The organism is Kitasatospora sp. cg17-2 (assembly GCF_054031055.1).
Genome location: NZ_CM132923.1, coordinates 1,581,058 through 1,601,332 on the forward strand (window position 1 = coordinate 1,581,058; position 20,275 = coordinate 1,601,332).

Genomic DNA, 20,275 nt, shown 5'->3' on the forward strand with positions numbered 1-20,275 from the left:
GGCCGGGGGCGCGGCGCCGGGCCCGGCCGGTGGCCGGGTGGCGGCGGGCCGCCGGAGCTGCGCAGTGCCCGCAACCGGCGGCGGACGGACTCGTCGCTCACGAGGCGGCCGCGATCAGGCCGAGGCCGCCGTCGTAGCGCCGGTAGAGCACCCGGCCGCGCCCCGAACCGGGTTGGGCGAAGAACAGGTGGGGCAGTTCGGCGGAGGTGAGCCGTTCGACGGCCTGTTCCTCGCTCAACTCCGGTGCACCGCAGGGGCTGAGGGTCAGCGGCACCGCGGGTCGGGTGGGCGGACCGGCGGCCAGCGTACGGGCCAGCCGGTAGCCGGTCGGGCCGACCCGGTAGACCACCGCGTCGGTCTCGGTGGCCGGATCGGTGAAGAGGTGGATGTCGTAGTCCATCGCGTCCATGGTGCGGGCCGCCGCGTCCGGGGAGCACCAGACGAGTTGCGGCAGCTTGCGCCGGACGATGCGCCGGGGCCCGGGCGGGCCGGGGAGGTCGAGGCGCGCGACGGCGCCGACGGACGGCACGGACCCGACGGACGAGGAGGGTTCGGCGGCAGCCGGAAGCCCCCGGGTGCGCGTCCGGCGCGGCCAGGGCCGGGGGGTCCACCCGGCGGTGACGGCGGTCATCCGCACGCGCAGCCCGTCCGCGAGCCGGTCCAGCGCCTCGCCCAGGTCGGCCGCGGCCTCCTGGACGCGGATCCGCCGGCCGTCCACCTCGGCGTTCACCTGGGCCAGCACTCCCGGCGGGCCCGGGGCCCCGGGCCCGCCGCCCGGGGAGCCCGGGGAGCCCGGGGAGCCCGGGGAGCCCGCGGCTGTGCCGAGCGTCCCGATCCGGATCCGCAACGACTCCACCAGGGCGTCCGCCCCGCTCACCACCGCAGCGATCCGGGTTCTCGCGTCGGCGGCGAAGCCCCGCGAAATCCCCTCGCACACCCGCACCGTGACCAACTCGCCCACCTCAGGCCTCTTCCCGTTCCGCCGCGCTGTCGTCCTGCCCGCGCCGACCCGCCCCCGGCGGGCCCCGCACACCGGCGCGGCGCTCACGATCCCTCCCCGCCGAAGGGGGCGGGAAGGGCCGAACGGCCCCATCGGCCCGCGTCCACCGGCCCCGCCGCCCGGCCGGGACACCGCGGCCGCACCCGCCCGCCGTCCCGGGCGCCCGCTCGCCCCGGTGCCGAACACGCGCCCCACACACCCCCGGCGCACCACCGTCACCCGGGGCGTGCCATCATCGGGCCATGTCGGCACCTGACGACCAGTCCGCGTACTGGAACTCCACCGGTACCACCAAGACCTTCGGCCATCCGCTCGACCCCGTCTGGGCGGCCCGGACCGACCCGGCGGCCGCCCTGCTCGACTACGGCTGCGGTTACGGCCGGCTCGCGGGCGACCTGCTCGGCCTGGGTTTCCGTGACATCGAGGGCGTGGACGTCGCCCCCGGGCTGATCGCCCGGGCCCGCGCCGAACAGCCCGCCGCCCGCTTCACCGTGCTGACCGACCCGCCCCGGCTCGACCGGCCCGACGGCAGCTACGACGCGGCCTTCCTGTTCGCCGTGCTCACCTGCGTGCCCGACGACGACGCGCAGCGCGCCCTGGTCGCCGAGCTGCACCGGGTCCTGCGACCGGGCGGGCTGCTGCACCTCAGTGACTACCTGCTCCAGCCGGACGAGCGGAACCAGGAGCGCTACCGGCGCGACGAGGACCGCTTCGGCCGGTTCGGGGTGTTCGAGACGGGCGACGGCGCGGTCTGCCGCCACCACACCCGCGACTGGCTGGACGGGCTGTTCGCCGGGTTCGACCCGGTGGACGCGCGGGAGCTCCCGGTGCGCACCATGAACGGCCGCCCCGCCACGGCGACCCAACTGCTGCTCGCGCGGCGCTAGTGGACACCGGGCCCGGCCCGGCCACCCGGAACGCCCCCCTCCATCGGCGGGGGTCCGGCGGATCGTGCGGGCCGAGCGGCACAAAGATGGGGGCGCGTCCCCCATGCCCCGGCAACCGCCCCAACGACAGGATCAGCAACGAGGGCAGCGCCTTCGACGGCAGCGCGGCTCTCTCCCGGCATCGGAGGTGCGGTGGTGGCTGAGGTGAACACCGTGCGCAACACGCGCCCCGACGGGGGCGCCGGACCGGTTCAGGGCCCGGTCGCACCGGCGGTTCCCTCGGCCATACCGTTCCCGCACACTCCGATGCCCGGCGACTTCCCCGCACCACCCGCCGAACCCGCACCACCCGCCGGACCCGCACGGTCCGCCGCACCCGCCCCGACGGCGGAAGCGGCGGGCACGGCTGGGACGGCGGGGACGGCGGTGCCCGACCCGAACCAGAACCAGCCCCACCCCTCCCAGACTCCCCGCTCCCACCACGCTCGTCTCCGGTCCCCCCGTGCCGGCGGCCCGCCGTGGTGGGAGCGGGGACTGACCCCGGGTCGGCCCGCGCCCGCCACCCGCCCGGACTGGGCCGCGTTCACCGAGGCCGCGGTGGCCGCCGCGCCCGTCCGCCCCGTCGTGCCGCGCGCCGCCTACCCGGGCCTGAGCGGCTTCGCGCTCGTCCTCCAGCCCTTCGCCGACCGCGCCCGGGTCCGGCTGCTGACCGCGCTCACCCCCGCCGTGCGGGCGGCCGACCAACTGGGCCGGATCGACCTGGCCGCGCTGCTCGCCGAGTTCACGGCGCGGCTCACCGAACGGCTGGCCCGGACCGCCGCCCGCACCCTCGTCCTGGAGCTCAACACGGCCCGGGCGGCCGGGCGGCTGGCCGGCGGCACCCCGCAGGAGCGGTTCCGCTCCTTCCTCGCGCTCACCGCCCGCCGCGAGGGCCTGGCCGCGCTGCTGCGCGACTACCCCGTGCTGGCCCGGCTGCTCGCCCGCGCCTGCCTGGACGCCGCCGACGCCCACGCCGAACTGCTGGACCGCTTCGCCGCCGACCGGGCGCTGCTGGTCGCCGGGCTGCTGCGCGGCCGCGACCCGGGCACGCTGCTGGCCGTCACCGCCGACGCCGGCGACCGCCACCGGCGCGGCCGGGCCGTCGCCGTGCTGCACTTCGCCAACGGCACCGCCGTCGTCCACCGCCCCCGGCCGCCCGCCGCGCACCGGCACTTCAACACCCTGCTCGGCTGGTACGGCGCGCAGCCCGGAGTGCCCCGGCTGCGCGCGCTCGGCCTGCTCGACCGCGGCACCCACGGCTGGACCGAGTACGCCGAGGCCCGGCCCTGCCTGACCCGCTACGACGTCGAACGGTTCTACCGGCGGCAGGGGGCGCTGCTCGCGCTGCTGCACGTCCTGGACGGCACCGACACCCACTTCGAGAACCTGGTCGCGTGCGGGGACCATCCGGTCCTGGTGGACGTCGAGACGCTCTTCCACCCCCCGGCGGGCGAACCCCGCCCCGTCCCCGACACCGGCTCCGGCACCGAGGCCCCCGAGGAGGACCCGGCGGCCCGCGCGCTCGCCGAGTCCGTCCACCGCGTCGGCCTGCTGCCGCAGCTGCTGCTCGGCGACGACGGCGCCGCGGACGTCTCCGGCATCGGCGGCGGCGGCACCGGTCGGCGGCTCTCCCCGGTCGACGGCGTGGACTGGGCCGGCGCCGGCACCGACGAGATGCGGCTGGTGCGCCGCCCGCGCCCGTTCGGCGCCGCGCACAACCGGCCCCGGCTCGGCGGCGCGGAGGTCGAGCCCGCCGAGCACACCGAGGCCCTGGTGGCCGGCTTCCGCGCCGGGTACGCGGCGCTCGCCGCCGGCCGCGACGACCTCACCGGCCCGCGCGGGCTGCTGCGCTCCTTCGCGGACGCCGAGGTCCGGGTGGTCGCCCGGGCCACCCGGGTCTACGCCCGGCTGCTGGACGAGTCCACCCACCCCGACGTGCTGCGCGAGGCGGGCGCCCGGCAGGCCGTGCTCGACCTGCTGCGCACCGACGCGGTCGACGACCCCGGCCGGCCCGGGCTGGCCGAGCACGAGATCGCCGACCTGTGGAGCGGCGACGTACCGCTGTTCACCACCCGGCCCGGCACCCGCGACCTGTGGACCTCCGGCGGCCGGCGACTGCCCGGGGAGCTGACCGAACCCGGGCTGGCCCGGGTCGAGGCCAAGCTCGCCGCACTCGGCGCGGTCGACCGCAAGGACCAGGAGTGGATCGTGCGCGCCGCCATGGCCGGCGCCGCCGACACCCCCGCGCACCGGCCCGGGCGTCCGGTGCCGGAGAACGTGTGGGCCACCGCGCCCGAGCCCGAACGGCTGCTGGCCGCCGCCCGGGGGCTCGGCGACCAGCTCGTCGCCGCCGCCTACCAGGGCCGTTCCCGCACCAACTGGCTCGGCCTGGAACTGCTCGCCGACCGCCACTGGCGGGTACGCCCGCTCGGCGCGGACCTCGCCGGCGGGTACACCGGCACCGCGCTGTTCCTCGCCCAGCTCGCCGCGCTCACCGGGACCGACCGCTACGCCGAGGTCGCCCGCCGGGCCCTGGCGCCCGTCCCCGGACTGCTCGACGCCCTCGGCTCGCACCCCGGCCACCCGGCGGCCGTCGGCTCCGGTGCCTTCGCCGGACTGGGCGGCATCAGCTACGCGCTCGCCGAACTCGCCCGGCTCCTGGACGATCCGCCGATCGCCGGGTGGGCCGGGGCGGCGGTGGCGCTCACGGTGGCCGCGGCCGAGGGCGAGGCCGACCCGGGCGTGCACAGCGGCACCGCCGGCGGGCTCGCGGCGCTGCTCGCCGTGCAGGCCGGAGCCGTTCACCCCGGAGCCGTCCACGCCGGGACCCAGGCCGCCACCGAGGCCCGGGCCGCCGCCCCAGCACAGGCCGCCGCCGCCCGCTGCGCCGAGCGGCTCGCCGCCCACCCCCTCCCCGCCACCGCCGGCTTCGCCCACGGTGCGGCCGGCGTCGGCTGGGCACTGCTGCGCTACGCAGAGGCCACCGGCGAGCCCCCCGAGGGCCCGTACCACCGGGCCGGTCTGGCCGCCCTGCGCGCGGCCACCGCCGTCCGCTCCCGCGAGGGCTCCTGGTGCCGGGGCCGACCCGGGATCGCGCTCGCCGTCCTCGACAGCCCGCTCGCGCTCGCCGACCGGGAACTCGCCGAGTGGGCCCAGCGGGCCGTCCGGAACACCGCCCGCGCCACCCCGCTCGGCGACCACAGCCTGTGCCACGGCGAGCTGGGAGTACTGGAGCTGCTCGGCCGGCACGGGCCCGCCGCCGGCCGCACCCCGTGGGTCCGGCGGGCCGGTGCCCTGCTGGCCGCCGTCGACCAGGACGGCGCGCGGTCCGGCACGCCCGACCACGTCCCGCACCCCGGGCTGCTCACCGGTCTGGCCGGGATCGGCCACGGACTGCTCCGCCTCGGCTTCCCCGAGCAGGTACCGTCGGCCCTGCTGCTCCGCCCCCGCGCCCCGGCGGCCGGCGGACCGGGCCCCGCGGCCGCCCCCGCAACCGGCTCCGCCGCCGCGGCCCACCGGACCGCGCGGCCCTTCGGCACCGCCCTCCCCGATCCCCCGGCCGTCCCGGCCACCGCCGCTTCCCTCCGCGTCGTCGGCGGACCGCGCAGCCCGGTCGCGCTCCGCTGACCGCCCCGGCGGGCCGCCCGGGCCGCCCGGCCACCCCCGACCGAACCGGCGCCGCCCGCACCACGTCCTCCTTCCCGAACCATCCATCACCACCACGAACGGAGCTCCCCACCATGCACAACCACGACGAGCGGCTCACCCTGCCGCAGACCGCCGTCCGCCCCGGCGAGACGGCCGACCACCCGGCCGGCGAGATCCGCCTGCGCGCGGGCGGCGGCCTGGGCCTGCGTTCCCACCTGCTCGCCGGGACGGGCGGCGCCATCCCCCCGATCATCGAATTCCCGACCATGACCACCCCCTTCTGATGCCCGACCGGCTCTTCTGACCCGTCAGCACCCGGTCCCGACCCGTTCGGACGCACTCGCCTCCGTTCGGACCCGTTCGGGACAGCCCGACCCGAGCACCACCCCCGGCCACCACCGGCCGGACCGTCCGCCGCCGAGGACCGGGCAGCCCCTCGGCGGCGGACACCTCCCCACCCCGCGCGCACCCCGGCCCCGCACCCCCGGCCCCTCGCCCCGGGCCCCGTCGCCCCGTGGCGACCCCGTGACCGAATGTGGTCGTACGGCAACGACCCGGTGCTGACACGGTGTCTGCTTCGTGATCGATTCACCGCACTTCAGAACGGAATCCCCGTCAAGTAGCCTGCGCCCATGGTGCGCACCACGTCGTCGATCACCGTCGGCCGCGCCGCGGAGCTCGCGATGCTCGGCGGCGCGCTGGCCGCTGCCCGGCAACGGTCCGGCGGAGCGGTCTTCCTGCTCGGCGAGGCCGGCATCGGCAAGTCCCGACTGGCCGGCGAATGCGCCTACCACGCGTACGGACTGGGCCTGCCGGTGCTGCGCGGGCGGGGCAGCTCGACCGGCACGGTGACACCGTTCCGCCCGCTGATCGAGGCGCTGTCCTCGCGCTTCCGGGCCGCCGGTCCCCCCACCGACCCCGAACTCGCCCCCTACCGCCCCGCGCTCGCCCGGCTCGTCCCCGAGTGGCGGGACACCGCACCGGCCGCCGGCGCGGGCGCCTACCCGGAGACGGTGGTCGAACTCGCCGAGGCGCTGCTCCGGCTGCTCGCGGTGCTCGGCCGCGACCAGGGCTGCGTCCTGCTGCTGGAGGACCTCCACGACACCGACGCCGAGACCGTCGCCGTCCTGGAGTACCTGGTCGACAACCTCGCGGGCCTCCCGGTCCTGCTGCTCGCGACCCTGCGGGCCGAACCCGGCCCGGCCCTGGAGCTGGTACGGGCCGCCGAGCGCCGCCGCGCCGCGACCGTCGCCGAACTCCCGCCGCTGCCGCCCGCCGAGGTCGCCGCGCTGGCCGCCGCCATCCTGGAGGACGCGACCGGCGAACTCCCGGCGCCCCTGGTCGAGCACCTCGTCGAACGCGGCGACGGCTGCCCGTACCTGGTCGAGGAACTCCTCTCCGACCTGCTGGACCGGGGCGTGCTGCGGCGCGCCGAGGACGGCCGCTGGCAACTGGCCGACGGCTCCCGGCCCGGCGTGCCGAGCACCATCGTCCGCAGCTGGGGCCACCGCATCGACCAGCTCGACCCCCAGGTGCGGGAGCTGCTGCTGACCGCGGCCACCCTCGGCAGCCGGTTCTCGGTGACCACCGTCCAACTGATCACCGGCTACGACGACCGGACCCTGTTCAGCCACCTCCGCTCGGCCTCCGAGGCCAATGTGATCGTGCCGGACGGCTCTGCACCCGACCGCTACGCCTTCCGACACGCGCTGACCGCCGACGCGGTGACGGCGGCCCTCGCCCCCGCCGAACGGGCCGCGCTGGCCCGCCGGGCGGCCCGCGCCATCGTCCGCGCCGACCCCGAACTCGCCGACGAACGACGTCAGTTGGTCGCCTCCCTGCTGCTGCTGAGCGGCGACCGGGCGGGCGCGGCCGTGCACTTCGCGGAAGCCGGCCGCCGGGTGCTGGAGGCCGGGGCGGCCGGCTCCGCCGTGGTCCTGCTGGAACGCGCGCACGAACTCGCCGCCGACGCCGAACGGGCCTGCGTCACCGAGCTGCTGCTCCCGGCGCTGGCCGAGTCCGGGCAGTTGGACCGGGCGTTCGAACTGGTCCGCACCCTGCCGCCGGTCCCGCCGTCCGCGACCGCAGCCCCCGGCTCGGGCCCCGGCTCGGGCTCGGGCTCCGGCTCGGACCTCGGCTCGGGATCGGGCTCGGGCCCCGGCTCCGGCTCCGGCTCCGACGACGGACGGGGGCCGCTCCCCACCCCGGCCGCGGAGCGCCGGATCGAACTGCACACCCGGCTCGCCTGGGCCGCCGTGATGGCCGAGCGCGGCCCGGACGCGGTCGCCCAGGTGGCCGCCGCGCGGGCCCTCACCACGGGCCGGCCGCGCCCCGAGCAGGACGCCGCACTGGCCGTGGTCGAGGGCCACCTCGCCCTGCTGCCGGACCACACCCCGGGCCCGCTCACCAGTGGCGACGACCACGACCACGAGACCGCCTCACCGACCTCGGCCCGCCTCGCCGAGGCCGAACGACGCGCCCGCCGGGCCGCCGAGGTGGCCGAACGCGCCGGCCTCCCGGTGGTCGCCTGCCAGGCCTGGCAGCTGCTCGCCCTGCTCTCCCGCGAACAGGGCTTCGACGCCGCCGACGCCTGCCTGGAACGCATGCTCGCCGTCGCCGAGGCCAACGCCCTCCCCGTCTGGCGGGTCGAGGCCATGCTCCGGCTCGGCGCCAACGCCTTCATGCGCACCGGCGACGGCACCCGACTGGAACGCGCCCGGGAGGCCGCCGCCGGACTCGGCGCGATCGTCCTCACCCAGACCCTCGACGGACTGCTCGCGATGAACGCGGTGATGCGCGGCGAGTGGCACACCGCCCGCACCACCGTCGACCGCTGCCTCGACGCCACCGCCCGGCTGCACAACCTCGCCGCCCACCGCTACCTGCTGCTCTCCTCCGCCACCCTCGCCGCACACCTCGGCCGCACCCGCGAGATGGAACACGAACTCGCCCGGTTCCGGCAGGCCGGCGGCGAGGAGTCCTTCCTGACGCCGCTGCGCTACGGACTGTGCCGGGCCGTCGGCGCCCTGCTCGCCGAGGACCGCCCCGGCGCCCGCGCCGAACTCGCCGCCGGACTGGCCTGGGAGGAGGAGCACCCCAGCGTGTTCTACCTGGCCGGCCGGCACGGCCTGCACCCGCTGCTGGAAGTGGTCGAGGGCCGCTGGGACCGCGCCGCCCTCGACCGCGCCGCCGCCGTACCCGCCGCCGAACTCGCCTGGAACCGCCAGTTCCTGCGGTTCGCCGACGCGGTACTGCTGGGCCGCGAGGGCCGCCCCGCCGAGGCCGCCCGCGCGCTCACCAGGACCGGCCCCGGCGCCGCGTCCTTCCCGCTCGCCCACCACCTCGCCCTGCGGCTCGCCGCCGAAGCCGCCCTCACCGACGGCTGGGGCGACCCGGTGGCCTGGCTGCGCACCGCCGAGGAGTACTTCCACCAGCTGGAGGTCCAGCCGGTGGCCGCCGCCTGCCGGACCCTGCTGCGCCGGGCCGGCGCCAGCGTCGCCCAGCACCGCGGCGGCCGCGACGCCGTCCCCGCCGGACTGCGCACCTGCGGCGTGACGGTCCGCGAGTACGAGGTGCTCGTCCTGCTCTCCGACCGCCCGGGCAACCAGGAACTGGCCCGCAAACTCTCCATCTCACCGCGCACGGTGGAGAAGCACCTCGCCAGCCTGCTCGCCAAGACCGGACGCCCGGACCGCGCCGCCCTCTGCGCCCTCGCCACCGAACTCCGCACCGGCCCCTGACCGGGACCGGGACCGGACACCGGTGCCCCGGAGGCCGACCGGAACCCTTACGGCCGACCCCGGCCGAAGAGGCGCTTGAGGCCCGAGGGGACCTCCGGGAGGCGCTCGCCCCCGACCTCCTCCTGCGCGGCGACCAACTCGCCGACGCTCACCCGGAAGCGGCTCTCGTCGTACCTGTGCGTCACTCGGACCAGCAGGGTGCCGTCCGGCATGCGGTAGACCTGGCGACCCGGCCGGGCCCCGGGGTACAGGTACAGGAACCGGCCGATGCTGTCGGGGACGTGGCTGTCCGCAAGCGACCGCGCGGCTGCCCCGGCCGCCTCCCGGGTGCCCTCGACCTCCGTGGTCCGCGCCAGGTGCCAGCGGTACAGGTCGTAGCCGTGCCCGTCGACGCTCGCGTAGTTCTTCGTCTCCTCTTCGAGGACGACGTACCAGGATCCCGTCATGTCAGGAGGCTACTGGCACCGCAGCGTTGCCGTCATCGGCCCGCGAACCCGACGGCCGGTTGCGGGAGCACCGGCCCGGAGGAACGAGCGCGCTGTTCCGCCGGTGGCGGAACACCGGCCGGACCGGGCCCGACGATCACTACAGTCCAGTCCCATGACGACGATGACGACGCGGACGACGCGTACGGTCGAGTACCCGGCGGACGGTCTGACGATGACCGGGCACCTCGCGCTCCCGGCCGGTACCGGGCGCCGGCCCGCGGTGCTGATCGGACCGGAGGGCATGGGGCTCAGCGACGTCGAGCGCCGCCGGGCCGACGCCCTCGCCGAACTCGGATACGTGGCACTGGCCTTCGACCTCCACGGCGGGCGCTACCTGGGCGACCCCGAGGAGATGCTGGCCCGCTGCCTGCCACTGCTCGCCGACCCCGACCGGATGCGGGACATCGGCCACGCGGCGCTCGACGTGCTGCGCGCCGAACCGCGGACCGACCCCGACCGGATCGCCGCCGTCGGCTACGGCACCGGCGGCGCCGTCGCCCTGGAACTCGGGCGCGACGGCGCCGACCTGCGCGCGATCGGGACCGTCAACGCGCTGACCACCGGCCGGCCCGGCGAGGCGGCGCGCATCCGCTGCCCGGTGTGGGCCGGCGTCGGGTCGGAGGACCCGATCATGCCGCCCGCGCAACGCGAGGCGTTCACCGCCGAGATGCAGGCCGCGGGCGTCGACTGGCGCCTCACGGTCTACGGCGGCGCCCTGCACGCCTTCCACCACCCCACGGTCGACCACCCCACCGTCCCCGGCGTCGGCCACCACCCGCGGCACGCACAACGGGCCTGGCGCGACGTCGTCGACCTGCTCGCCGAGTGCCTGCCCGTGGCGGAGGCGCCCGAACGTGGTTCTGCCGCGCGGACCTGAGGGGAGGGGGCGGTCAGTACCCGATGCGGACCGGGCGTGCGGCCCCAGCCGACGAGTCGGGCGTGCGGCCCCAGCCGACCAGCCGGGCGTGCGGCCCCAGCCGACCAGCCGGGCGTGCGACCCTAGCCGACCAGCCGGGCGATCTCGCCGAGCTCCAGGGCGACGTGCACGGTGCCGTCCGGGGTGACGGCGAGGCCGTGCGGTTCGGGGGCCGCGCCACCCTCGCCGCCGTCCAGCTCGTACCCGGCGTAGGCACCGTCGGGCGTGAGGGAGCCGATCCGGCCCGCGGCCCACTCGGTGAACCAGAGGCGGCCGTCCGGGCCCGCGGTGACGGCGTGCGGGCGGGCCCCGCGGTCCGGCAGCGGGAACTCCGTCACCTCGCCGTCCACGGTGATCCGGCCCACCTGGCCGGCGCCGATCTCGACGAACCAGAGCGCGCCGTCCGGGCCCGCCGCGATGCCGACCGGGCCCGCTCCCTCGGTGGGCAGCGGGTACAGCGCGGTCTCGCCGCCGACCGTGATCCGGCCGATCGCGTTGCCCTGGTTGAGGGTGAACCAGAGCGCGCCGTCCGATCCGGCGGCGATCATCGAGGGGAAGCCGCCGGCGACCGGCAGCGGGTACTCGGTGACCTCGCCGTCCACGGTGATCCGCCCGATCCGGTCGGCGTTCATCTCGGTGAACCACAGCGCGCCGTCCGGCCCGGCCGCGAGGCCGTACGGCCCGCAGTCCGCGGTGGGCAGCGCGAAGGAGGACGCCTCGCCGTCGACCGTGATCCGGCCGATCCGGTGGTCCCGCATCCGGGTGAACCAGAGGGCGCCGTCCGGACCGGCCGCAATCACCGCGGGCCCGCAGTCCGGCGAGTCGAGCGGGTAGCGGGCCACCGTCCCGTCCGCCGCCAGCCGCCCGATCCCCCCGGCGTGCACCAGGGTGAACCACACCGCGCCGTCGGCCCCGACCGCCACCCCGTACGGCCCGGCCGCACCGTCCGACACCACGACCCGTTCGATCGCCATCGGTCGCCCCACCCCCATCGCTTGACACATCGACAACAAAACCGTGCGCGAAGCACTCTCCCCCAACCGCCCCGCCCGGGGCAAACCACCGCCCGCCGCCGATTGTCGGTGGGGTGGCCTACCGTCCTCCGCATGGGCATCTATCTGGTGAGTGTCGAGGCCGACGACTGGCTCGACGAGGAAGCGCTCGGGCCGGTCGCCCGGGAGCTCGACGCGGTCCTGACCGGGCGGGGTCTGCCGCCCTTCGTCTGCCCGCCCGCGACGGAGTTCCGGGCCGGGTCCGGGCAGCACTTCGAGGTGAAGCTGAACCGGCCGATCAGCGGCTTCGAGGCGTTCTGCCGGGAGCTGGGCGACGGCACGGTCGAGGCCCTGCTCGGCTGGGACATGCTGCTCCCGGTGGAGCTGGAGGCGCCGGTCCTGCTGCCGGTGGAGTGCTCCTACAACGACATGACGGCGGTCGGCGACGCACACCGGACGCTCGCCGCCGCCCGGCGGCTGGCCGAGCTGCTCGCCCTGCCGCCCGGGATACCCGAGCACTGCGACAACCTGGAGATCAACTGCTGGTTCGAGGACCACGCGGACGCCGCGGCCGCCGCCTCCCCGGGGCCCTGGGCGAAGGACCTCGACCTCGCCTTCCACGCCGCGCTGTTCCTGCGCGCCGCCGAGTACACGCTGCGACGGGGCCGCCCGCTGCGCTACTCCTGACGTCCCCCGGCGACCGGGGCGACCGCCGGCGGGCCCGCCGGGCCGGGCCCGCCGTTCCGGTCGCCGCGGCGGCCCCGTCCGGGATCGCCGCGCAGCACCGAGACGACACCGAGCCCGGCGGCGCAGATCGGCACGGCCAGCAGGGCCCCGATGATGCCGGCGATCCCCGCACCCGCCACCACCGCGATCATGATGGTGCCCGGGTGGAGTTCCACCGTGCGGCTCTGGATCAGCGGCTGGAGGATGTTGCCCTCGACGGCCTGGACGGCGACGACGATGCCGAGCGCCCACAGGGCCGTGCCGAGCCCGCCGTCGGCGAGGGCGACCAGGACGGCGACCGCGCCCGAGAGGAAGGCCCCGACGAACGGGATGTAGGCGCCCATGAAGACCAGCGCACCCAGCCCGGGCGCGCCCGGCACCCCGAGGACGAGCAGGCCCACGGTGATGAAGAGGGCGTCGATCAGGGCGATCAGCGTGGTGCCGCGCATGAAGCCGGCCATCGCGTCGAAGGCCCGCTCGGCGCACAGGACGGCCGTCTCCGCGCTGCGGGCCGGCAGGTAGGAGCGGACGACCTCGCCGGTGCGGTGGCCGTCGCGGAGGAAGAAGAAGACCAGGGCCAGGGCCAGCACGCCGCCGGTGGCGATCTGGGTGGCCAGGCCCAGGCCGGAGAGCACACCGTCGGTGACGGTCGAGACGAGCGAATTGGTCTCGCCCTGGGCGTTGGCCAGGACGTGCCGGATCTTCTCGCCGACGGGCCCGAGCCAGTCGGCGATCCGGTCGCCCGCCTCCGGGAGCGCGTGGGCGATCTGCGGGGCGCTGTGCACCAGCGAGTTGACGAGCAGGGCGATCACCCCGCCGACGGCGGCGACCAGGACGGCGCAGGTCAGCCCGGCTGCGACCGAACGGCTGAAACCGCGCCGGACCATCCACGGCATCACCGGGTAGAGCAGCGAGGTGCCGAGCAGCGCCAGGATGACCGGCACGGTCGCGGCCCGCAGTTCGACCAGGGCGAAGACGACCAGCGAGGCGACGGTGATGAGCAGCACGACCGCCGCGGACCAGGCGGCGGCCGCCCGGAGCGGGGGCGGCAGCATGAGGTAGGGGCGGCGGTGGTCGACCGGCCGCGGCTCGGGTGGGTTCTCGCCCGGCATCCGTTCCTCCCGTCATCCGCCTTCCGCCCGGGTCGGGCGATCGGTCCAGGTGTGCCCCAATCCCAACAGATGATCAGATCGAACGCGCGTTGTGCGGCCGCCGCCCGGGGGCTGGACCGATTGAAGCCAGCCCACCGGTGCGGATACAGAGCAATCGGCCTCGAACCACCCCAATGAGTCACTCCGTCACGAACGGCCGTCCGGGCACCGGACGCCAGCGCCAACCGGCGCCGCGTCGTGCCGCCTCGTGCTGCCTCGTGCTGCTCTGCGCTGTTCGGCTCTGATCGGCGCTATTCGGCGGACTCGAAGCGGACCTCGCCGTCGCCGCCCGCGAAGGCGAGCACCCGTTCGGCCTCGGCCAGGGCGGCGCGCCGGTCGGCCGGGTCCAGCGGCGGGCCGAACGGGCGGACCGTCAGCGACCGGGCACCGGACCGCTCCTCGACCAGCCGCCAGCTGCCGGCGACCAGGCCGTCCACCAGCAGGGTGCCGAGCACCAGGCCGTTCTGGGTCATCACCCGGGGCCGGTACTCCTCGGGCAGCACCCGGGTGCGGTCGGCGTGCGACAGCAGCAGGTTGTCGAACGGGGCGATCAGCCGGACCGGGACCGGGGTGTCCGGGTCGGGCCGGGGCGCGTCGGGCAGGTCGTGGAGCAGCCGGCCGTGTTCGTCGCGGAAGGTGACCAGGCGGGGGGCGAGCCGCTTCAGGACCGGGGCGAGCCCGCTGAGACCGCACCACTTCTGCAGGTCGGCGGCGGTGGCCGGACCGAAGGCCGCGAGGTAGCGCAGGGCGAGGTCGTCGAGCGAGGGCTCGGGGTCGAGCGGCCGGCCGAGCCAGGACTCGGCGGTGGTGTGGGCGGCGGGTCCGCCGCGGCCCCAGACGCCGCGCGGCGGGACCTGCACCAGCGGGAGCAGGGCCCGGGCGGCCTGCGCGAGCGCGGCCGGGTCGCGGTCGGGGCGGGTGGCGGCGAGTTCGGTGCCGAGCAGCTGGAAGGTGCGCGGCTCCTTCTCGACCAGGACGCGGGCCTCGGCGGCGAGCGCGTCCAGGTCGAGGCCGACCAGCCATTTGCCGAAGGCGGCGCGCAGGCCCTTGTCGAGCACCGGCTGCAGCAGTGGACGCAGGGTCAGGCAGTCCTCGGCGGTGACCAGGTGGATGGTGCCGCGCTGAAGGGCGATCCGCACCACCCGGCGGCTCTCGATCAGCTCGGTGAGCGCCTCGGGGGCGAAACCGTCGAGACGGGAGAGCAGACCGAGGTAGGGCGGCTGCGGGGCGGCCTGGGCCTGGAGGCCGCCCAGGTGCTCGATCATGGCGGCCGGGGTGGTCGCGGTCCGCTCCAGCAGGTGCTGGCGGGCCAGCAGCGCCCGTCCGAGCGCCCGCCGGCCCAGCACTCCGCCCTCGGCCGCAGCGCCGCCGGCCTCCCCCGTGCTCGCCGGGCTCGCCGGGCTCACCGGCGGCCGTCCAGGACGGCGCGCAGCAGGGCGATCCGGTTGCTGGTGATCGAGTCGACACCGGCCGCGCCCAGCTTCCGCATGGTGCGGCGCAGGTCGGCGGTCCAGGTGGAGACCTCCAGTCCGGCCCGGTGCGCGGCGACGGTGAACTCGGGGGTGGCGAGGCCGAAGGGCGGGTTGATCCAGCGCGGGCGCAGATCGTCGAGCAGGGCGCGGGCGGGCAGCCGGGGCTGCTTCCAGGTGAGGGCGATCTCGGCCTCGGGGGCGAGGGCCCGGACGGCCAGCATGGCGGTGGCCGGGCCGCAGAAGCCCACCCGCCGCTCGGCGCCGAGGCCGACGACCACGTCCCAGGTGGCGGCGACCGGGCCGGCGTCGTCGAGGTCGATGAGCAGTCGGCCGCCGGGGTTCGCGGCGGTGGTCTTGAGCGCCTCGGCGAGGGTGGGGACGCGGTACCGCCCGCCACCGATCCCGTCGAGCTGCTCGGCGGTGAGCCGGGAGAGCGGGCGCGGGTCGTCCCAGAGCCGTTCGAGGGTGGCGTCGTGCAGCAGGACCGGGACCCGGTCGCGGGTCAGCCGGACGTCCACCTCGACGGCGTCGGCGCCGGCGGCGAACGCGGACTCGACGGAGGGGAGGGTGTTCTCGCGGTGGCGGTAGGGGTCGCCGCGGTGGGCGACGGCGAGCACGGGGCGGCGGGTGGCGGAGGCGGTCATCGGTCCGTTCATCGATCCGTTCACAGGTCCGGTCGTCGGTCGGTTCACCAGGTGGTCGGTCGGTTCAGCGGATCCGTCCCGCCAGCCAGGGCGTCAGGGTGAGCAGGGTGACGGCCTCACGGTAGCTCGGCTCGCCGGGCACGGTGACGATCATGGTGCAGGAGGGCGGGAACACTCGCTGCCGCACGTGGACCAGCCCGGTCCAGAGGGAGTTCAGGAAGGCCGGGACGCTGTCGCGCGGGACGTCGAACGCGACGCCGTCGACGGTGACCAGGGCCTCGTCGTGGACGAAGAGCCGGACGGTGACCTCGGGCGGACCGGCGATCTCGACCAGCGCCTCGTGCGGTATCGCGGCGAACTCGTCCGCGCCCGGGCCCGTGCCTGCGCCCGTGCCGTCGGCGCCGACCAGTCCGGCGAAGGTCCGGTCCCGGCCGATGTCGTGGCTGGTGCTCACCTCGCGGCCGTGCCGGGCGGCCGTCGCCTCGATCGCGAGGACGGCGCTCTGGGTCGACGGCAGCGGGGGGTGGGGCATCGGGCGGTCCTCTCGTGGGCGGGCAGGGCCTGGGACAGGGCCTCGGGCGGTCGGGCCCGAGCGGTCGGAGCCGGTGACCCGGGCTCGGTGACTCCGGCTCAGTCGATCATCGTCGTTCGATCATCACATTGGTCGATTTGATAACAGCCGTCGCGGGTGCACCGGGCACCAGCTCCAGCTCCTCCGCCGACTCCCGGCTGATCAGCGACACCACCCGGAACGGTCCGGCCTGGATCTCCACCTGGGCGGCGACGTCGCCCAGCACCACGGCGGTGACGATGCCGGGGAAGCGGTTGCGGGCCGAGGAGGGACGGCCCTCGGCTGCGGCGGTCTCCGGACGGGCCAGCTCCCGCGCGAAGGCGGCCAGTCGGGCGCCCGGGATGATCCGGTGGCCGTGTTCGTCGCGCTCGGCGACGACCCGGCCGGCGTCCACCCAGCGGCGCATGGTGTCGGCGCTCACGCCGAGCAGTGCGGCGGCCTCGCCGATCCGGTACGGGTTGGCCGGTGCCCCTGGGTGGCCCATGGTTGCGACTCCTGACGGTGGTTCGGACGGTCCGGCGGGCGCGCGGCCCGACGGGCGGACCACTGATCGGGCCGCTGGTCGGACCGACCGTCCGTCGGACGGCCCCGGCCCGCCGCCCATCCTGCCGCACCGGGCACCCACCCCGTGAAGCCCCGGCCCCTCCTCGCCCCCACCGCGCCCCCACTGCGCACTCGCCTCGCACTCGCCTCGCACTCTCTTCGCCCCCGTCGCCCTCCGGCCCCGCCCCCCGAGCCACTTTGCAAAGTCTCGTCAACCTCACTTGAAAACACTTTGCAAAGTCACATCAGCCCAGCTCAACGGCACATCGACAGCTCCGAAACCCTCACCCGGACGCACTTTGCAAAGTCCCGTCAACCCAGCGGCGGGGCACTTTGCAGAGTGCCCCGCCGCCCGCCGCCCTACCTCGAATGCACTTTGCAAAGCTCAGGACCACTTTGCAAAGTCTCGTCAACCGAACCCCGCACCCCGAACCCCGAACCCGAACACCGACCCCCGAGTCCCCCTACGGCTCGCCGAAGAGATCGCGCCGGACGGCATCGCCGGCGGTGAGGACGGCGCCGGCGAGGATCGCGCCGCCGCCCGCCTCGCCCGCGCGGACCTCGGTGCGCACCGGCGAGAGCTCGGCCAGCCGCCGTTCCACCCGGGCGGCGAGCTCGGCGCCGCCGGCCCGGCCGACCTCGCCGCCGAGGACGACGCAGCCGGGGTCGAGTACGACGCAGATCGCCGAGGTTCCGAGCGCGATCCGCTCGGCCAGCTCGTCCAGGAACGGCCCGCCGGGACCGCCGTCGCCGAGCGCCTCCAGCGCCGCCCGGACGGCGGCCTCGGCGGCCGCCGCGTCGTCCGCCGGGTCGGCGGCCAGGCCGTGGGCCCGGGCCAGCGCACAGACGGCCGCACTGCCGACCAGGCCGTGGAAGCCGCCCTCGCAACCGGTGGCGGTGGGCAGCGCCGCGGTGCCGGGCACGGGCAGGAAGCAGATCTCGCCGGCGCCGCCGCCGACACCCCGGCGCAGCCTGCCGTCCAGGACGACGGCGGCGCCGACGCTGTGGCCGAGCCAGACGAGGACGAAGTCGTCCCGCCCCCGGGCGGCGCCGGTCCGGTACTCGGCCCGCCCGGCGAGGTTGACCTCGTTCTCCAGGATCACCTCGGTGCCGGGCAGCTCGCGCAGGGCGGCGAGGAGGTCGGCGTGCCAGGCGGGCAGGTCGCCGGTGGACTGGAGCCGGCCGGTGGCGGGGTCGACCAGTCCGGGGGCGCCGACGGCGACGGTGTGCAGGTGCGGGACCTCGGCCCGGCGGGCGGTGTCGAGAAGGACGCCCATGATCCGGTCGGCTGCGGCGCGGTGGCCGGCGTCGTCGTCGGCGCCGGGGTCCTCGACCACGAGGTCGGCGGTGGCCAGGGTCCGCCCGGCCAGGTCGGCGACGACCAGGGAGACCCCGCCGGAGCGGACGTCGAAGGCGGCGAGGTGGGCGCGGGAGGCGACCAGCGCGTAGACCCGGGCATTGGGGCCGCGCCGCTGCTCGCCGCGTTCGCCGACGACGGCGACCAGGCCGCTGCGGCCGAGCCGGTCGAGCAGGTCGGCGACGGTGGGCCGGGAGAGCCCGGTGAGCTCGCGCAGCTCGGTCGCCGTGAGGGGTCCTTGGTCGAGCAGCAGATTGAGCGCCAAGCGGTCGTTGATCGCCCGGGCGGTGCTCGGCGTGGCCGTGCGCGCGGTGGTCATGGCCGCACATCCTTCCAGAGTCTTTCTATCAGGGTCCCTTCCTGATAATTTATCGAACCGTCGCCCGTCACGCCGTCCGGACCAGCGACCGGCCGGGCACGGCCGCCGCAAGGACAACACCGGGACTGCACCGGGACTGCACCGGGACTACGCCGGGACACCGGCGGAACACCACAGGGACACCACACAGGGACACCGCCCGCTGACAGGGGCGGCCATCAGCAGGACCATCGAAACCACCACCCACGGGGCACCGTCGCGGCACGCGGCGGGGAGGGAAGAACCGGATGACCACCAGCCCGACCGCAGGACCACCGCCCCTGGGCACACGGGACGCCGCCCGCCGGGCCCGCGTCGCCGTCGCCCTCGTCTTCGGTGTGCACGGGGCCGTCGGCGGCACCTTCGTCAGCCGGATCCCCTGGATCCAGCACCACCTCGGCCTCTCCCCCGGCCAGCTCGGACTGGCCCTGGTGATGCCGGCCATCGGCTCGTCCCTCGCGATGCCGCTGGCCGGCCGGTTCGTGCACCGCTGGGGCGGGCGGGCCGCGGTGCGCGTCCTCCTGTCGCTCTGCTGCCTGAGCGTCGCCCTGCCCGTCCTCGCCCCCTCGCTGCCGGTGCTCTGCCTGGCCCTGCTGGCCTACGGCGCGACGGCCGGCATGTCCGACGTGGCGATGAACGCCCAGGGCGTGGAGATCGAGCAGCGGCTCGGCCGCTCGATCATGTCCGGACTGCACGGGATGTGGAGCGCGGGCGGGCTGGTCGCCTCCGGCATCGGCATCCTCGCGGCCCACCAGTCCTTCGACCCGCGGCTCCAGCTCGCTGTGGCGGCCGCGCTGCTGCTGGCCCTCGCCCAGCCCGTCTGCGCCGCCCTGCCCGATCTGCGCGCGCCCGAGCAGGCCGAGGAGCCGCCCCGGTTCGCGCTGCCGCCGCGCAGTTCGCTGGTGATCGGGATGGTCGGCTTCTGCGCGGTGTTCGCCGAGGGCGCGTCGATGGACTGGAGCGGCGTCTACCTGCGCGATGTCACCGGCGCCTCGCCGACGGTGGCGGCCGCGGCGTACACGGCGTTCGCGCTCACCATGGCGGTCGGCCGACTGGCCGGCGACGCGGTGATCCGGCGCGTGGGCGCCGTCCGGTCGGCCCGGCTCAGCGGCGCCGTCGCCACGGCCGGCGGCCTGCTGGTGGTCGTGGCGGACCGGCCCGCGCTCGCGATCCCCGGCTTCGCGCTGATCGGGATCGGCGTCGCCGTGGTCGTCCCGCTGGCCTTCGCGGCGGCGGGACGGATCGGCGACAACCCCAGCCAGGCCATCGCCGGGGTCGCCACCGTCACCTACACCTCGGGACTGGTCGCACCCGCGATCGTCGGCGGTCTGGCCCAGGCGTCCTCGCTCACCGTCTCCTTCGGGGTGGTCACCGCGCTCTCCTTCGCCCTGCTGCTCGGGGCCGGCGCGCTGCGCCGGGCGGAGGTCCGGATCCCGGGCGGCAGCGTCCCGGTGGCCGCCGCACCGGGCAGCCCCGGCAAGCGGGAACCCGTCGTCGGCGAACCGTCCGTGGGGGAAGCGGTGACCCGGGGCTCCGGACCGAACTCCCCCGCGGGCTGAACCCGGGCGAGGCCCCCGGCACCACCCGCGACCTGGCCGGGCACGCACACCGCGTGCCCGGCCTCCGCGCGCCCGAGGCCGGATCGCCCGACGGGCTTCTAACCTTTCGTCACATCGCGTACAACCACTTCGGGCCGTCGGCCGTCAGTCACCTCGGCACCGCGTTCTCGAAGCCACTCACCGA

The 20,275-nt window shown here is 76.4% G+C and carries 16 protein-coding genes; 7 read left to right on the top strand and 9 right to left on the bottom strand.

Going from position 1 to position 20,275, the window contains the following annotated elements:
• Window positions 1-97 precede the first annotated feature (97 nt).
• On the bottom strand, window positions 98-961 hold the full coding sequence (locus ACW14Y_RS06285; RefSeq protein ID WP_456986151.1) for a sigma 54 modulation/S30EA ribosomal C-terminal domain-containing protein: 864 nt from the start codon (window positions 959-961) through the stop codon (window positions 98-100).
• 281 nt (window positions 962-1,242) lie between these two features.
• On the opposite strand from ACW14Y_RS06285, the gene ACW14Y_RS06290 reads away from it, so the two are divergent.
• The 4 genes from ACW14Y_RS06290 to ACW14Y_RS06305 all read left to right on the top strand — a co-directional run bounded on the left by ACW14Y_RS06290 (window position 1,243) and on the right by ACW14Y_RS06305 (window position 9,314).
• The gene (locus tag ACW14Y_RS06290) at window positions 1,243-1,887 is read left to right on the top strand and encodes a class I SAM-dependent methyltransferase (RefSeq protein WP_456986152.1); all 645 of its coding nucleotides are present in this window, start codon (window positions 1,243-1,245) and stop codon (window positions 1,885-1,887) included.
• Window positions 1,888-2,484: 597 nt separating this feature from the next.
• Complete coding sequence (locus tag ACW14Y_RS06295) at window positions 2,485-5,553, top strand: type 2 lanthipeptide synthetase LanM family protein (RefSeq protein ID WP_456986153.1); 3,069 nt, start codon at window positions 2,485-2,487, stop codon at window positions 5,551-5,553.
• Window positions 5,554-5,666: 113 nt separating this feature from the next.
• Window positions 5,667-5,858: a hypothetical protein gene (locus tag ACW14Y_RS06300; RefSeq protein ID WP_053643780.1), complete on the top strand. Its 192-nt coding sequence runs from the start codon at window positions 5,667-5,669 to the stop codon at window positions 5,856-5,858.
• 351 nt (window positions 5,859-6,209) lie between these two features.
• A complete protein-coding gene (locus ACW14Y_RS06305; protein ID WP_456988081.1) occupies window positions 6,210-9,314 on the top strand; it encodes an AAA family ATPase in 3,105 nt (1,034 codons plus the stop codon).
• 47 nt (window positions 9,315-9,361) lie between these two features.
• On the opposite strand, the gene ACW14Y_RS06310 is transcribed toward ACW14Y_RS06305, so the two are convergent.
• A complete protein-coding gene (locus ACW14Y_RS06310) occupies window positions 9,362-9,760 on the bottom strand; it encodes a hypothetical protein (protein WP_456986154.1) in 399 nt (132 codons plus the stop codon).
• A gap of 163 nt (window positions 9,761-9,923) precedes the next feature.
• On the opposite strand from ACW14Y_RS06310, the gene ACW14Y_RS06315 reads away from it, so the two are divergent.
• Window positions 9,924-10,679, top strand: coding sequence for a dienelactone hydrolase family protein (locus tag ACW14Y_RS06315; protein WP_456988083.1), 756 nt, complete (start codon window positions 9,924-9,926; stop codon window positions 10,677-10,679).
• Window positions 10,680-10,801: 122 nt separating this feature from the next.
• On the opposite strand, the gene ACW14Y_RS06320 is transcribed toward ACW14Y_RS06315, so the two are convergent.
• On the bottom strand, window positions 10,802-11,692 hold the full coding sequence (locus tag ACW14Y_RS06320; RefSeq protein ID WP_456986155.1) for a Vgb family protein: 891 nt from the start codon (window positions 11,690-11,692) through the stop codon (window positions 10,802-10,804).
• A 132-nt stretch (window positions 11,693-11,824) separates the two neighbouring features.
• Between ACW14Y_RS06320 and ACW14Y_RS06325 the strand changes: the two genes are divergently transcribed.
• Window positions 11,825-12,397: a hypothetical protein gene (locus tag ACW14Y_RS06325; RefSeq protein ID WP_456986156.1), complete on the top strand. Its 573-nt coding sequence runs from the start codon at window positions 11,825-11,827 to the stop codon at window positions 12,395-12,397.
• Here ACW14Y_RS06325 and ACW14Y_RS06330 read toward each other — a convergent pair.
• The 6 genes from ACW14Y_RS06330 to ACW14Y_RS06355 all read right to left on the bottom strand — a co-directional run bounded on the left by ACW14Y_RS06330 (window position 12,388) and on the right by ACW14Y_RS06355 (window position 18,493).
• Complete coding sequence (locus ACW14Y_RS06330; protein ID WP_456986157.1) at window positions 12,388-13,548, bottom strand: AI-2E family transporter; 1,161 nt, start codon at window positions 13,546-13,548, stop codon at window positions 12,388-12,390. The two genes, ACW14Y_RS06325 and ACW14Y_RS06330, sit on opposite strands and share 10 nt — an antisense overlap.
• Before the next feature lie 290 nt (window positions 13,549-13,838).
• Window positions 13,839-14,993: a winged helix DNA-binding domain-containing protein gene (locus ACW14Y_RS06335; RefSeq protein WP_456986158.1), complete on the bottom strand. Its 1,155-nt coding sequence runs from the start codon at window positions 14,991-14,993 to the stop codon at window positions 13,839-13,841.
• Window positions 14,990-15,703: a glycerophosphodiester phosphodiesterase gene (locus tag ACW14Y_RS06340; protein ID WP_456986159.1), complete on the bottom strand. Its 714-nt coding sequence runs from the start codon at window positions 15,701-15,703 to the stop codon at window positions 14,990-14,992. Before ACW14Y_RS06340 ends, ACW14Y_RS06335 begins: the two co-directional genes overlap by 4 nt.
• Before the next feature lie 64 nt (window positions 15,704-15,767).
• Window positions 15,768-16,235: a hypothetical protein gene (locus tag ACW14Y_RS06345; protein WP_456986160.1), complete on the bottom strand. Its 468-nt coding sequence runs from the start codon at window positions 16,233-16,235 to the stop codon at window positions 15,768-15,770.
• A 106-nt stretch (window positions 16,236-16,341) separates the two neighbouring features.
• Window positions 16,342-16,758: a TOBE domain-containing protein gene (locus ACW14Y_RS06350; protein WP_266276900.1), complete on the bottom strand. Its 417-nt coding sequence runs from the start codon at window positions 16,756-16,758 to the stop codon at window positions 16,342-16,344.
• A gap of 523 nt (window positions 16,759-17,281) precedes the next feature.
• The gene (locus ACW14Y_RS06355) at window positions 17,282-18,493 is read right to left on the bottom strand and encodes an ROK family transcriptional regulator (RefSeq protein ID WP_380310663.1); all 1,212 of its coding nucleotides are present in this window, start codon (window positions 18,491-18,493) and stop codon (window positions 17,282-17,284) included.
• 287 nt (window positions 18,494-18,780) lie between these two features.
• Here ACW14Y_RS06355 and ACW14Y_RS06360 point away from each other — a divergent pair, with 287 nt between their 5' ends.
• Window positions 18,781-20,091 carry an MFS transporter gene (locus ACW14Y_RS06360; protein WP_380310661.1) on the top strand — a complete coding sequence of 437 codons (1,311 nt, stop codon included), beginning with the start codon at window positions 18,781-18,783 and terminating at the stop codon, window positions 20,089-20,091.
• The last annotated feature ends 184 nt before the right edge of the window (window positions 20,092-20,275 follow it).

What these genes read in the sequence shown, in the direction of transcription:
- ACW14Y_RS06290 (WP_456986152.1), top strand. Translation starts at nt 1,243, where the DNA reads ATGTCGGCACCTGACGACCAGTCCGCGTACTGGAACTCCACCGGTACC.
- ACW14Y_RS06300 (WP_053643780.1), top strand. Translation starts at nt 5,667, where the DNA reads ATGCACAACCACGACGAGCGGCTCACCCTGCCGCAGACCGCCGTCCGC.
- ACW14Y_RS06310 (WP_456986154.1), bottom strand. Translation starts at nt 9,760, where the DNA reads ATGACGGGATCCTGGTACGTCGTCCTCGAAGAGGAGACGAAGAACTAC.
- ACW14Y_RS06315 (WP_456988083.1), top strand. Translation starts at nt 9,924, where the DNA reads ATGACGACGCGGACGACGCGTACGGTCGAGTACCCGGCGGACGGTCTG.
- ACW14Y_RS06320 (WP_456986155.1), bottom strand. Translation starts at nt 11,692, where the DNA reads ATGGCGATCGAACGGGTCGTGGTGTCGGACGGTGCGGCCGGGCCGTAC.
- ACW14Y_RS06325 (WP_456986156.1), top strand. Translation starts at nt 11,825, where the DNA reads ATGGGCATCTATCTGGTGAGTGTCGAGGCCGACGACTGGCTCGACGAG.
- ACW14Y_RS06330 (WP_456986157.1), bottom strand. Translation starts at nt 13,548, where the DNA reads ATGCCGGGCGAGAACCCACCCGAGCCGCGGCCGGTCGACCACCGCCGC.
- ACW14Y_RS06340 (WP_456986159.1), bottom strand. Translation starts at nt 15,703, where the DNA reads ATGACCGCCTCCGCCACCCGCCGCCCCGTGCTCGCCGTCGCCCACCGC.
- ACW14Y_RS06345 (WP_456986160.1), bottom strand. Translation starts at nt 16,235, where the DNA reads ATGCCCCACCCCCCGCTGCCGTCGACCCAGAGCGCCGTCCTCGCGATC.
- ACW14Y_RS06350 (WP_266276900.1), bottom strand. Translation starts at nt 16,758, where the DNA reads ATGGGCCACCCAGGGGCACCGGCCAACCCGTACCGGATCGGCGAGGCC.
- ACW14Y_RS06355 (WP_380310663.1), bottom strand. Translation starts at nt 18,493, where the DNA reads ATGACCACCGCGCGCACGGCCACGCCGAGCACCGCCCGGGCGATCAAC.
- ACW14Y_RS06360 (WP_380310661.1), top strand. Translation starts at nt 18,781, where the DNA reads ATGACCACCAGCCCGACCGCAGGACCACCGCCCCTGGGCACACGGGAC.